The sequence below is a fragment of the Streptomyces sp. NPDC111656 genome (assembly GCF_055656965.1).
The window spans coordinates 59,381-72,616 of sequence record NZ_JBVKCA010000019.1 but is presented as its reverse complement, the minus strand read 5'-3'; the positions used below and the strand labels follow the sequence as shown (position 1 = coordinate 72,616).

Genomic DNA, 13,236 nt, shown 5'->3' with positions numbered 1-13,236 from the left:
GGCTGGTCTGGCTGCTGGTCAGGCTGTTCGCAGATCCTCCACGGTGGCCGCCACTCCGGGCAGTACGGAGCGGGCCGGTGCCCGCAGACCGTCCAGGAACAGCTGCAGATGACGGTGCACGAAGCGGTCGATGCCCTGGCACGCGGTGCCGGGCAGCGGCCGGGTGAGCTGGCTGACGGCGACCATGAGGTCACCTGACTCGACGTCGGGCCGCAACTGTCCGGCCTCGCGGGCGTGCCTCATCAGCGCGCCGACCAACTCCATGGTCCGCTCGCGTGCGGCGAACAGATCCGGGTGGTGCTGGTCGAAGGCCTCGGAGAGCATGGGGCACAGGGCGCCGATCCGCTCGTCCGCCGCGAAGTGCACGAAGTCGCTCAGCGCCTGGAAGGCGTCGCCGCCCTCCATGAGAGCCGACTCGATCCACTCCGACGTACGGTCCATGACCGAGCAGACGACCTCCCGCGCGAGCGCGTCGCGGTCCGGGAAGTTGCGGTACACCGTGGCGTTGCCGACACCGGCGCGGCGGGCGATCTCGTCGAACGGCACGTCGGGGCCGAACTCGACGAACATCTCACGCGCGGCGGCGACGATCCGCTCCCGGTTGCGCAGGGCATCGGCGCGGGGCCGGGGCACGCGACGCTTCACGGGGGTGGCGGTCTCCACGGCGTACTCCTCAGACGTAGGTGTAGGAAGACTGTGGCGCGATCCGGGGAATCCATCCCCGTTTCGCTCGGACACATGGCTAAACGGGGAAACGGTCCCCGGTTATTTCCCGCATCCCCAGAGATCTGATGTGACCTGCGTCACTAGGGGTTGGGGGCGGGATGCGGTCTGACGTTGGGGGTGGGGCGGCGCGGTGTCGGGGGTGGGGGCGGACTGGTGCTGGGGGTGGGGGCGGACTGGTGCTGGGGGTGGGGGGCGGCATGGCGTCGGGGTGCCGAAGATCCGACGCGGCCCGAAGCTCAGCATCCGCCCCAGCCACAGCTCGGCATCCGTCCCAACCCACGCCCGCACATCCACCCCACCCCGCCCCACTCCCGCACGCCCACCCCACCCCACACATCCGCCCCACCCCGACTCCTGGCCAAACCTCTGGCGCGGCTCCCGTCACCCCTCTCCCGGCAAGAAACCCACGTTCGGGCTCTTCCAGCGCGCGCCCCCGCATCCCCCGACACAGGGTGATCGCACAGGGTGCAGCCGGTGACCGGGCGGCTGCCGTGAGCGAAGGGCCCCTGCATGCAGCCGATGCAGCCCACCACCCGCCGGATACGCTCGCGCCGCGTGGCCGCCCTCGCCACGGTGACCCTTCTGACGCTGACGGTCAGCACCTCCGCCGGCACCGGTCACCTCCCGGCGGGCTCCACGACGGCGGGCTCCATCGCGCTGGCCCGCTCCACGGCGCTCGGCCCCTGCATGATCACCGGCCCGATGGGCGTACAGATGGGCGAGGGCATACCGACCCAACCCGGATACGCCCGCTCCACCGGCACCGTCCGAGCCCTCACCCTGATGGTCGACTTCTCCGACGCGCCCGGCCCGGGCAGCGCACTCGACCGGCTCGCCGAGTTCTTCCCACAGACCCAGAACTGGTTTCGCACCAGTTCCTACGGCCGCCTCGACTACCGCCCCGAGACCCCCATCCACCACTGGCTGCGCATGCCCAAGCCCTTCAAGGCGTACGGCATAGAACGCGGCGCCCCCTTCGACCCCGGTTACCGCGATCTGGTCCAGGACATAGTGGCGACGGCCGACCCCGAGGTCGACTTCCACTCGTACGACCTCCTGAACGTGCTGGTGACGCCGAACGCCGGGCCCTCCGCCCTGGACACCGTCCTGTCCGTCACCTTCGCCGGCAACACCGAGGCACCCATAGCCGACGGCGTCCCCGTCTCCAACGCGTCCTTCGTCTACAGCCGCCAGGACGACGGATCCGGCTCCTACGCCGAGACCGGCTACCGGGTACTCCCCCACGAGAACGGTCACACCTTCGGCCTGCCCGACCTCTACACCCCGGAGGGCGGGGGCGCGGTCGGCCACTGGGACATCATGAGCGAGGACTGGGGGGCCGACAACGACCTCCTCGGCTGGCACAAGTGGAAGCTGGGCTGGCTCGACGAGTCGCAGGTCAGATGTGTCGCGTCGCCCGGGACGACGGAGTACACCCTCACCCCGCTGTCCCGGCCCGGCGGCGAGAAACTGGTCTTCGTACCCACCAGCACCAAGACGGGGTACGCCTTCGAACTGCGCACCCACGACGGCAACGACTCCGCCGTCTGCCGCCCCGGCATCCTCATCTACAAGGTCGACGCGGGCGTGGACACCGGAAACGGCCCCATCACCGTCTACGACTCCAAGCGCCACAGCGGCGGCTGCACCCGCAGCCCCAACGTCCACGCGGAACTCTCCGACGCCCCCTTCACCCCCGGCGAGTCCTTCAAGGACCCCAAGACGGGCATCACGATCGCGGTCACGGCGTCGGATCCGAGCGGTGACTACCGGGTGTCCGTCACCCGCCGCTGACCGGCCGCTCCCCCTCCCCTTACCGATCTCTCCCCCACCCCTCCCGGCCTCCGACCTGCTGACCTGGCCGTGCAAGGACTACGGTGTCTGTTCTGAGTCTCTTCGGAGATCCGCGACTGCGTCTCTTCAGAGATCCGCATCGGAGAGCCCATGCCATCGAACGTCGCACCGGCCCCCGGGACCGGCACCAGCAGCGCCGGCAGCACCGCAGGCGCCGAGACCGCGGTGCCCGCCGAGGCCGTCACGCCCCTCATCCGCGGTATCGCCGTACTGCGGCGGCTGACCGACGCCGACGGAGTGTCCAGCCTCAGCGGTCTGGAGCGGTCCACCGGGCTCGCGCGCTCCACCGTCGACCGGATCACCGCGACCCTGGCGCGCCGGGGGTACGTACGCCTCGACGGCCGCGACGCCGTCCTGGCCCCCCGTCTGATGGAACTCGGCAACGCCTACCTGGCCGCCCTGCGCCTGCCCCGCCTCCTTGACGCGCACGCCGACGCCCTCGCCGACGAGCTCGACGAGTCCGTCTCGCTCGCGGTCGGCGACCAGGACGGCATCCGCTTCATCCACCAGGCGACCCGGCGCCGCGCCATGTCGCTGAGTTTCCGCATCGGCGACCTGCTGCCCGCCGAACGCACCGCGCCCGGCCCGCTGTTCGCGACCGAGTGGGGAGATCGGGAGTGGGCGCGGTGGCGCGAGCGGCGCGCGGCCGATCCGGAGGACCGGGGGTTTCCGGCGGTCCCGGCGCGGAGCCGGCCGATCGAGTACGGCGAGGACGACCGAAACGACGAGAAGGGCAGGATCGGCGCGAGCCGCACGAACAGCAAGAACGGCACAGACCTCACCGTCACCAAAGACCTCACCGTCACCAAGGGCCTCACCGTCGGCAAAGACCTCACCGTCGGCAAAAGCCTCGCGGCGGACAGGCCGGAGGAGCCGGGCGCCGGCCGAAGCGCACGTCGACTCCCCACCCTCGGCGACGACTTCGAGCAGCGTACGGCCGAGGCGCGGGAGGCCGGCTGGGCGCTGGACGACCAGTTGATCGAACCGGGACTGGTCGCCCTCTCCATGCCCGTACGGGAGGCGGGCCGCATCGCCTGTGTGGTGAGCGTGGTCAGCCACACCAGCCGGCACACCGCGGCCGATCTGCGCGACACCCTGCTGCCCCGGCTGCGGGAGGCCGTCGCCGCGATGGAACGGGAACTGCGCGAGGCACGGCACGCCGAATCCGCCACGCCCCGCACCACCGCCGCTCCCTCCGGCCTCGCCGTATGGACCGGCGCCTCCAAGCAGGAACTGGGCCGGGAGTTCATCGAGTCGCTGGCCCGGGGCCTCACCGTCATCACCGCCTTCGGCGAGGGCCGCGCCGAACTGAACCTCACCGAGGTCGCCCAAGCCACCGGACTCGCCCGGGCGACCGCCCGCCGCGCCCTGATCACCCTGGAACACCTCGGATACGTCACCGCGCACGACCGCGTCTTCCGCCTCACCCCCCGCGTACTGGGCCTCGGCTTCCCACCCCTGTCACGGACCTCGCTCGCCGAGATCGCCGCCCCGCACCTCACCGAACTCTCGCAGCGGCTGCACGACTCGGTGTCGTTGGCGGTCCTGACCGGCGACGAGATCCAGTACACGGGCCGCGTCTCCACCAGCCGCGTCATGAGCGTCCACATCACCATCGGCACCCGCCTGCCCGCGTACCCCACCGCGCTGGGCCGGGTGATGCTGGCGGACCTGCCCGAGCCCCCTCTCACCGAACTGCTCCCGTTGACCCCCCGCACGATCACGGACCCCGCTCGACTGAAGGCCGTCCTGGACCGCGTACGGGAAGAGGGATACGCCCTGGTCGACGAGGAGTTGGAGGTGGGGCTGCGCTCGGTCGCGGTGCCGGTGCGCGAGCGCGGTGGGCGGGTCGTGGCCGCCGTCAATGTCGCGATGCACAGCAGCCGCCGTACGCCCGAGGAGTGCGTCGCCGAGGTGCTGCCGGAGTTGCGGGCCACGGTGGGAAGGATGGAGGAGGACCTGTGGGTGGCGGGACGGTTCCGCCGGGTACCACGGACGTGACGCGCAGGCGCGTACCCCTTCCGACGACCGTTTGAGCACGTGAACGCCTTTGTCCGGACCACGGGAACGTGATCCGGACAAAGGCGTGAGCAGGATCCGGACAAAGGCGTGAGCAGGTAGGTGTGAGGGTGCCCCTTGTACGTCAGCGGCTGACCTCCGCACTCCCAGCCGACACGACCTCACCCAACACGACCTCACCCAACACACCCTCACCCAACACACCCTCGTCCGCCGCACCCTGGTCCGAGGCTCCGGCGGGCCCGCCGTCGCGCATCAGGAAGACGGCGAGGACGGCCGCGACCAGGACTCCCGCCCCGCCCGCCAGGAAGCTCGCCGACATCGCGCTGGTGAAGGCGTCGTGGGCGGAGGCGAGCAGGGACGTGTCGCCGGTGCGGGCGGCGACGGCGAGGGCGTCGCCGATCGAGTGGCGGGCGGCGGCCGGGGCGGCGGCCGGCATGCGGCCGGTGAAGGTGCTGGAGAGGACCGCGCCGAGGACGGCGACACCGAGCGCGGCTCCGGCCTGCTGGACCGTGTCGTTGAGCGCGGAGCCCACACCGGCGTGCTCGTCCGGGATCGCACCCATCATGGCCGACATCGCCGCGGGCATGGTCAGCCCGCCACCGGCGCCCATCAGGCACATCGCACCGGCGAGGACGCCCCACCCACTCTCCGGGTTCAGTGTGGACAGCAACCCGAACCCGGAGGCGATGACGAGGAGTCCGAAGACCACCATGGCGCGGTTGCCGGTCTTCGGCAGCAGGGCGGCGCCGACGCTGTTGAAGGCGAGGGTCGCGAGGGCCAGCGGGGTGAAGGCGAGACCGGTCTGGGTGGCGGAGTAGCCGAGGACGAACTGCAGGTACTGGGTCAGCACCAGCATCAGGCCGCCCTGGGCCAGGGTCAGCAGCACGAGGGAGAAGCTGGCGCCGGTGAAGACACGGTTGCGGTAGATCGAGACCGGGATCATCGGCGAGGAGCAGCGGCTCTCCCACACCCCGAACCCGACCAGTGCGAGCACGGCGACGCCTAGCGAGAGCTGCGTGCCCTGCTGACTCAGCCCGCCCTCGGGGAACTCGATGATCGTCCAGATGAGCGCGGTCATGCCGACCATCGACAGCACCATGCCGATCGGGTCGGCCTTGCGCCAGGGCCCCTTGGACTCGGGCATGAGGACCAGCGCGGCGATGATCGCGAGACCGGCGATGGGAATGTTGAGGAGGAAGACGACCCCCCACCAGAAGTGGGCCAGCAGCGCGCCCCCGACGACCGGACCACCGACGAGCCCGACCATGGCGACGGCGCTCCAGGCGGCGATGGCCTTGGGCCGCTCGGCGTCGTCGAAGACGGTGACCAGGATCGACAGCGTGCTGGGCATGATCAGCGCGCCCCCGACGCCCATCAGCACCCGCCCCAGGATCAGCGCCCCGGGCGTGGCGGCCTCCATGGCCACCACCGAGGCCGCCCCGAAGAGCGCGAGCCCGATGACCATCACCTTCCGCCGCCCGAACTTGTCGGAGAGGCTGCCCGCGGTCAGCAGCAGCCCGGCGAAGACCAGCATGTACGAGTCGAGGATCCACTGGAGGTCCTGGGCGCCGGCCTTCAGGTCCTCGGCGATCGTCGGGATCGCCACGGTGAGAACCATGTTGTCGACGACCAGCACCAGGGTGCTGAGGCACAACACGATCAGGATGAGCCAGCGACGCGGATGACGGTCCATCTCACTACCTCTCGAACGACGGGCTGAGCCGCACACACCGTGCGCTTCGCGGAACACCGTACGGCGATGCGCACACTGTACGCAAGAGAGAACACCGTACGGGTCCATGGCTACGCGTACGCATCCTGCGCATGCTGTGCGCTACGGTGGCCGGACCGGGAGAGAGGAAGCCGCATGTCCCCCCAGGAGCAGGCCGAAGCGGGGCCGCCGACGCCCGTCCAGTCGGTGTGGACCCGCCCTCGGGCCGGTCGCGAACAGCCGGCGCTGAGCCGGGACCAGATCGTCGCCGAGGCGCTACGCCTGCTCGACTCCGACGGCATCGACGCCCTGAGCATGCGCAAGCTCGGCACCCGCCTCGGCGCCGGAGCCACCTCGCTCTACCGGCACGTGGCCAACAAGGACGAGCTCATCGAGCTGGCCATCGACGAGATCTACGGCGAAATCGAGATCCCCCGGTCCACCGACCCCGCGACCTGGCGCACGGACGCGACCCACTGCGCCCAGAGCCTGCGCGCGACGATGCTGCGCCACCCGTGGATCGCCTCGGTCCTCGGCGAGATGGGCATGTCGTACCTCGGCCCGAACGCCATGCGCCTGGCCGAGTTCCTGCTCGCCCTCTTCACCCGCGCGGGCCTGCCCACCACCGAGGCCGACCAGGCCGCCTCGACCCTCGTCGCCTACGTCACCGGCATGGCCACCAGCGAGGCCGCCTACCTCAACGTCCTCGCCCGCAGCGGCCACACCGAACAGCAGTACGTGGAAAGCCTCTGGCCCACCGCCGAACAGGCCGCCGAGTCCTACCCCCACCTCCGCGAGGGCTACGCCGAACAACGCGGCAAGGACCCCCGCACCGCCCGCGACGAGAACTTCCAGTACGGCCTCGCCCGCGTCCTGGACGGCCTGGAAACCCGAACCACCCACTGACCGAACGCCAGAACCCCCACCCCCCCCGAATCCGCTACGCTAGTCGCCGGGTCTCACAGAGATCCCCCCGCCTTCGTAGCTCAGGGGATAGAGCACCGCTCTCCTAAAGCGGGTGTCGCAGGTTCGAATCCTGCCGGGGGCACAGCGCATTACCCATCTGACCTGGTGGTTTATCCCCCCGGAGTCGCTCTAACCGGCCTCGGGCTCCTCGTCCGGGGCCGATTGCGTGAGCGGATGGATCGCCAGTCCCTGAAATTTGCCCACGAGCCGCCGCCCGTCGCCGTCCGGCCCCGGGATGTCGCAGACCCCGTGCCTGCCCCGTCCGGGCCGCGTTTGTCGGGCACCTCACCGCATCACGCACGGATCGGAGCAACCCACTTCGCACCAAGACCCCTGGTACGGGACCGCAGGCGTGCTCCTCTTCAACTGCGTTCTTCGGGTGATGAGTTGTGTGGGGTGACTGCGCCGAGGATGCTGGCTTGTGGCATGGCGGGAGACAAGTCAAGAACTGGGGGAGTTCATGACCGCGGTACGGGGGAGCGACGTGCTCGAGGCGTCGCAGGTGCGGGTCTGCTCGGCCGGGGGCGAGGTGGTCGGCGCCGGGTTCCTCGTTTCCGCCGATGTGGTGTGTACCTGTGCCCATGTCGTGGCCGAGGCCCTCGGGGTGCCTAACGGTTCGGAAGAGGCACCCGGCGAGGCGGTGGATCTCGATTTTCCGCTGCTGGAGGGCCGGCCGAGGGCACGCGCGGTCGTGGTGTCGTGGCGGCACGGCGGGCTGGACGTCGCACTGCTGCGGCTGGAGGAGGCGGTCGAGGGCGCGCGGCCCGTACCTCTGGTCGACGGGACCGGCGTATGGGGCCACACGTTCCGGGCGCTGGGCTACCCCGTCGGCGCCGATCGGGGTATATGGGCCTCGGGCACCCTGCGGGCCGGGCAGGGTTCGGGCTGGGTGCAGATGGAGACGCAGGGGCCGGGGCCGCGGATCTCGGGAGGATTCAGCGGGTCACCGGTCTGGGACGACGCGCAGGACGGCGTCGTCGGAATGACGGTCGCCGCGCACCGGGGCGAGCGCACTGCGTACCTGATGCCGTCAGCCGAACTGGTCGACGAGGAGACGCTGCGGCCGCGCTGCCCGTTCCAAGGGCTCGCGGCGTTCACGGAGGACAACGCGGAATTCTTCCACGGACGCGACAGCGACACCGCCCGCGTGCACACGGCCGTCCGCAGGCGGTCGGTGACGTTGGTCGTGGGGCCCTCGGGGTGCGGGAAGTCGTCCCTGGTGCGGGCCGGTGTGTTGCCCCGCCTCCGGGCCGAGGGGATGAGTGTGTCCGAGCTGCGGCCCGTGCCCGGCGCACGGGCGTCCGTGGTGCTGGCACGGGTGCTGATGGGATTCCTGGAGCCAGAGCTCGGCGAGACCGATCGGCTCGCCAAGGCGGAGGACCTGGCAGGACTGCTGGAGACCCGTGACGATTTGCCGGCCGAGCTGCGCAGCAGGATCCTCGCCCACGGAGACAGCGCCGGCCACGTGTTCTTCGTCGACCAACTCGAGGAGTACGCGGGTGCCGAAGCGGCCGCCGCTCGCAACCTGTTCGGACTGCTCGTCGCCCTGGCGGGCAAGGACGGCGCGGCGGTACTGCGGGTCGTTGCGACTGCACGGCCCGACTCCCTGGAAGCGCTGGTGACGACCGACACATCCGATCTGGTCGGCGACGCCGTGGAGTTCCTCGCCCCGCTGGCCGCCGAGGACCTGGAGCGGGCGGTGACCGCGCCCGTCGACGCCGTACCGGGGCTGTGGTTCGAGCCGGGGTTGCCGGAGCGGATCGTCGCGGACGCGGGCGACGAGCCCGGCCGGATGCCCATGATTCAGTTCGCCCTGGTTGAGCTGTGGAAGCGTCGCAGCCGGTCGATGCTGACGCATACCGCGTACGACGAGCAGGGTGGTGTGGCGGGGGCTCTTGTCGGATACGCGGACGACACGCTCGCCGGTCTGACACAGGTCCAACAGGTCTGCGCGCGACGGCTGTTCGTACAACTGGCTCGGCCTGACGGGGACGCCTTCCTCCGTCGTCCGGCCCAGGTCGCCGACCTTGCGCCCGAACTCATCAGCCTGGCCCGGGAGCTGGCACCGAGCAAGCTTCTCGTCCTCTCCAGGGCCCCGGGCGGCGACGAGGAGATCGTCGATCTGGCGCACGAGGCTCTGACGCAGCTCTGGCCGCGCCTCCGGCAGTGGCTGGCCGAGTCCCGGGACTTCCGTGCCTGGCAGGAGCAGCTGCGGGCCGACCTGCGACGCTGGCTTGCGCAGCAGCGGGAGTCCGCCCGGCTGCTGAGCGGAAGCGAACTCGCGGAGGCTGATCGTCGGCTGGCCGCGCACCCTGACGACGTCTCCGCCGACGAGCGCGGATACATCCTGGCCAGCCGCCGCCACTCCCGGCGCGGGACCCGTCTCAAGCAGGCCGCCGTGGGAGCGCTGACCGTTCTCACCGTGCTTGCTTTCGTTCTGGCGATATCTACCTGGCAGAGCCTTCAACGCACCAAGCAGCAATTGCGGGACCAGGCCGCGGGGCTGCTGGCCCAAGCCGCCGATGGCACCCCCGGCAGCGACCCTGCCACTGCCCTGCAGCTGGCGCTGGCCGCGTGGAAGACCAAAGACACCACGAAGACCCGCGATGCGCTGATGCATCAGTACGTGCGGGGGCAGTACCTGGTGGGCTCCCATCCGTCAGTGTGGAAGGGCCAGGTCAGGGGCATGGACGCCACACCGGACGGCCGTACGCTCGTAGTGGTGTCGAAGCCGAACGGCACCGACCGGTGGACGTTCACCGTGGTCACAGGCGCCGCCGAAGGAAAGATCCGGACCACGGAGCTCGGCGGAGTCCCCGCGGGCGACTTCACGAGCGCCATCAGCCCCGACGGCCGCCTTTTCGCCGTGGCCACACGGGACACGGTCCGGCTGTGGCGGATGAGCAGCCCGAAGGATCCCATCCTCCTGAACCGCGGGAAGCACGAGATCCCCGAAAGGCTCGGAGCCACCGCGGACTTCAGCAGTGACGGGAAACGGCTGCTGGTGACGATGGACGACCACTCCGTGGAGTGCAACAACGACGTCCGGCAGTGTGTCCCGCCTTTCGCCGAGGCGTGGGAAGTGCCCTCCGGTGACCGGCTGCCTGTCGCAGACAGTCTCGTGTCCGCCTCCGGAGTGGACGAGGCGGCCTTCACCACGGACCCGGGCACCGTGGTAGTGACCAGTTGGGGCAAGAGCGGACGGCAGGTTCAGATCAAGGACCTCACGACCGGGCGACAGCTCTACAGCTCGGGCCCGGAGCCCAAGGGGATGTCGGCTGGCACCCCGCTTCTCAGAGCCGGAGGTGAATCGGCGATCTCGGCGGTCGGTGACCGGTGGTATGCCCAGTCACTCGGCCGTACGCCCGGACCGAAGACCGCGATTCCCGCTGTGAGTACGAGCGGCGACGCCACGGGGAACTACAACGTCGACGGTTCGGCGGCCGACGGGGGAGTCGAGAAGGGGGGATATGCCGAGTCGACCTTGACCGATGTGCGTACCGGGCAGGCCTACCGCACTCGCCTGCCCACCTCGGGCGAGGCTCCCGCCGGGTACACGGGTGTCGCGGCTGTGCCGCGGAAGGGCGGCGGGCTCACCGTTCTCGTACCGGTTGGTACGACACTGATGGCCGTGCGTGCCGAGCGGTCGGGCAATGCACGGTTCCAGGCCGACGCCCTTCTGGGCGGGAGCTACGCGCTAGCGCCCGACGGGCGCTTCCTCGCCAAGGTCACCGAGAAGACCCTCGAAGTCATGGATGCTTCCCGTACCCGGCTCCGGTCCGTGACGATCCCGGCCGCGGAGAGCTCCAGCGACTGGAAGGTCACCTGGACCGCCGACTCGCGGTGGGTCGTGGTGTGGGGGCGGGACAGCGGCCTCCACCGCGCGTACCCGGCGCGGAACCTCGGTGAGGGCGTGCCGCTCCCCGACGCGGTACGGAGAGGGAAGAAGGTCGACAGCGTCGTCGGGCTACGGGGCAGCGAGATCGTCCTGTTGACCGAGGACGGGACGCTGGCGCGTCTCGACGCCACCGACGGGACCGTACTTACCCAGCCTTTTCTCGCTGCCCAGGGACCCAACTCCAACGGTCCCATCGGGGACCTCTTCATCTACGGCCAACTCATGCCCCGTCCCGGGCACTTGGGACAGGTCGCCGTCGTGACCAGGGCAGGAGTGCGTCGCGGCCAGATCCTGCTGTGGGATGTCCGTGCTCCGCGACAGGTCGCGAAGCTGACGGGACCTGTCATCAGCATGCCGAATACGGAGGATTCTCTCGGCAGTGGACTCGTCTTCACCTCCGACGGTTCGCGCCTCGCCGTGCAGAACTCCGACGGACAGGTGCGCGTGTGGGACGTCGACCGCGGAAAACAGCTGCCGGAAGGGGTGTCCCGCTTGTTGTTGAACCAACTGATCGGTTTCGGACCGGACGGCAGTCTCGTCTCGCACGTCGCGGACAAGGGACTGATCGAGATCCACGACCTGACGGACGGCTCCTCCGTGACTCTGAACGTGACGGCGGAGATCGACGAGGAGATAACCAACGCGACGGCAAGAATCACCCCGGGGTACCAGCTACTCATCGACAACAGCGCCGGGCGCCGGACCTTCGGCCTTCGCCCCGCAGACCAGTTCCGCACACTCTGCGCAGCCGCCGGACGCGACTACACCGAGGCGGAGCGCGACCTCCTCCCGGAGGGAACCCCGCCCGGTCCCCCCTGTCCCTGACCGGGACGCACGGCGAGCGCGGGTGGCTCCCCGAGCCCCAACTGCCACGATCTTGTAACCGAGTTGCTCGCGGCCCGGCCTCACCAAGCGCCCCTTCTGCACACTTCTTCCCATGACCGATTCAGAGAACTACCTCCTCGACGACGGCACCACAGTCCGTTTCCTGCTCGCTGGCGCAGGACAACCCGCCTTCGATGACGACGACTCGGCAGACGGTCTCGGCCCGGTCATCCCCGTGGGCAGGCGAGGGGAAGCCGTTGCCACCGTCGCCGCGGGCGTGCTGCGCACCACGCTCAAGCCGCTCGGCCCCCTGGTCCAAGAGGTCCACGACGCCATGAGCGCCGTGCCCACTCCGCCTACCGAGATCACCGTCACGTTCGGCGTACAGCTCGGCCAGGACCTGAAACTGGGCATCGTCAACGGCAACGGCCAAGCCCACCTGGCGGTCACCGCCACGTGGAGCCCGGAGGCCGCCGTGGCCACGCCGCGCGCCGACAATCATCAACCGGACGGGGACAGTTCCGCAGCCACGTGATGTACGACGGCCTCCAGGCCCAGGCCCTCGGCGCCGACAGCACCCGCGACTTCATCACCGACGCCACCAACTCGCACATCCACGCGGTGAACCGCCCCTGAGGGCCCATCGCCTTCCCGTCAGCGACCACTCGTGCCATCCCTGGCGTCGCGCCATCCCGGGCATCAGGGCAACCTGATGGCATGGCCACTCACACCAGGCCAGAGGGCCTCCACGCGTGAGCGATGCGTGAGCGGATCGTCGAGCACAAGCCGTCACGAGCAGGATCAAGCGGCCCGCCAGGTACTTCCGACCTGCGAGGACAGCAACACCCGGCATGAACGAACACCCCCGATCACGGATTGGACCCCACTCCTAAAGCGGGTGTCGCAGGTTCGAATCCTGCCGGGGGCACCAGGGCAAAGGCCCCGGACCGATCATGGTCCGGGGCCTTTGATATCCACAGCTGACATCAACGAGCACGGTCACTGACGACCGGGACGCCTCCTGAGCAGCCGATCCATGTGACTCATGGCCTCGCGCTGCGTGTCCTGGACGACGTGTGTGTAGACGTCCATGGTGATGCTGATCTGACTGTGCCCGAGGATCTCCATCACGACGCGGGGCGCGACTCCGGCCGCTGTAAGCAGGGTTGTCAATCCCCTCGAACTGCGGAGACCTTCCTATGCAGCCAGGTCCACAGACTGCCCGACTCGCCGG

The 13,236-nt window shown here is 69.9% G+C and carries 7 protein-coding genes, 1 tRNA gene and 1 pseudogene; 6 read left to right on the top strand and 3 right to left on the bottom strand.

Annotated features, from left to right (window positions below):
* Nucleotides 1–18: 18 nt before the first annotated feature.
* On the bottom strand, nucleotides 19–663 hold the full coding sequence (locus ACZ7M3_RS40505; RefSeq protein WP_472070388.1) for a TetR/AcrR family transcriptional regulator: 645 nt from the start codon (nucleotides 661–663) through the stop codon (nucleotides 19–21).
* A gap of 582 nt (nucleotides 664–1,245) precedes the next feature.
* Between ACZ7M3_RS40505 and ACZ7M3_RS40500 the strand changes: the two genes are divergently transcribed.
* Nucleotides 1,246–2,520, top strand: a complete 1,275-nt coding sequence (locus tag ACZ7M3_RS40500) for a M6 family metalloprotease domain-containing protein (RefSeq protein ID WP_472070518.1) — start codon at nucleotides 1,246–1,248, stop codon at nucleotides 2,518–2,520.
* A gap of 150 nt (nucleotides 2,521–2,670) precedes the next feature.
* Complete coding sequence (locus tag ACZ7M3_RS40495) at nucleotides 2,671–4,581, top strand: IclR family transcriptional regulator domain-containing protein (RefSeq protein ID WP_472070386.1); 1,911 nt, start codon at nucleotides 2,671–2,673, stop codon at nucleotides 4,579–4,581.
* A 142-nt stretch (nucleotides 4,582–4,723) separates the two neighbouring features.
* Here ACZ7M3_RS40495 and ACZ7M3_RS40490 read toward each other — a convergent pair whose 3' ends face one another.
* The gene (locus tag ACZ7M3_RS40490) at nucleotides 4,724–6,295 is read right to left on the bottom strand and encodes an MFS transporter (RefSeq protein WP_472070384.1); all 1,572 of its coding nucleotides are present in this window, start codon (nucleotides 6,293–6,295) and stop codon (nucleotides 4,724–4,726) included.
* A gap of 174 nt (nucleotides 6,296–6,469) precedes the next feature.
* Between ACZ7M3_RS40490 and ACZ7M3_RS40485 the strand changes: the two genes are divergently transcribed.
* From ACZ7M3_RS40485 to ACZ7M3_RS40470, 4 genes are all read left to right on the top strand, one after another.
* Nucleotides 6,470–7,219, top strand: coding sequence for a TetR/AcrR family transcriptional regulator (locus ACZ7M3_RS40485; protein WP_472070382.1), 750 nt, complete (start codon nucleotides 6,470–6,472; stop codon nucleotides 7,217–7,219).
* Nucleotides 7,220–7,288: 69 nt separating this feature from the next.
* Nucleotides 7,289–7,361 (top strand) — tRNA-Arg (locus tag ACZ7M3_RS40480).
* 378 nt (nucleotides 7,362–7,739) lie between these two features.
* Entirely contained in the window at nucleotides 7,740–12,002 is a 4,263-nt protein-coding gene (locus ACZ7M3_RS40475; RefSeq protein WP_472070380.1) for an nSTAND1 domain-containing NTPase, read from the top strand.
* 112 nt (nucleotides 12,003–12,114) lie between these two features.
* Nucleotides 12,115–12,537 carry a CU044_2847 family protein gene (locus ACZ7M3_RS40470; RefSeq protein ID WP_472070378.1) on the top strand — a complete coding sequence of 141 codons (423 nt, stop codon included), beginning with the start codon at nucleotides 12,115–12,117 and terminating at the stop codon, nucleotides 12,535–12,537.
* Nucleotides 12,538–13,001: 464 nt separating this feature from the next.
* Here the strand turns inward: ACZ7M3_RS40470 and ACZ7M3_RS40465 are convergent.
* A pseudogene (locus tag ACZ7M3_RS40465) lies at nucleotides 13,002–13,178 on the bottom strand (site-specific integrase); the annotation flags it as partial.
* Between the last annotated feature and the right edge of the window lie 58 nt (nucleotides 13,179–13,236).

Bases quoted from the DNA above. Each gene is read 5' to 3' on its own strand.
- ACZ7M3_RS40470 (WP_472070378.1), top strand. From the start codon at position 12,115: ATGACCGATTCAGAGAACTACCTCCTCGACGACGGCACCACAGTCCGT.
- ACZ7M3_RS40475 (WP_472070380.1), top strand. From the start codon at position 7,740: ATGACCGCGGTACGGGGGAGCGACGTGCTCGAGGCGTCGCAGGTGCGG.
- ACZ7M3_RS40495 (WP_472070386.1), top strand. From the start codon at position 2,671: ATGCCATCGAACGTCGCACCGGCCCCCGGGACCGGCACCAGCAGCGCC.
- ACZ7M3_RS40490 (WP_472070384.1), bottom strand. From the start codon at position 6,295: ATGGACCGTCATCCGCGTCGCTGGCTCATCCTGATCGTGTTGTGCCTC.
- ACZ7M3_RS40500 (WP_472070518.1), top strand. From the start codon at position 1,246: ATGCAGCCCACCACCCGCCGGATACGCTCGCGCCGCGTGGCCGCCCTC.
- ACZ7M3_RS40485 (WP_472070382.1), top strand. From the start codon at position 6,470: ATGTCCCCCCAGGAGCAGGCCGAAGCGGGGCCGCCGACGCCCGTCCAG.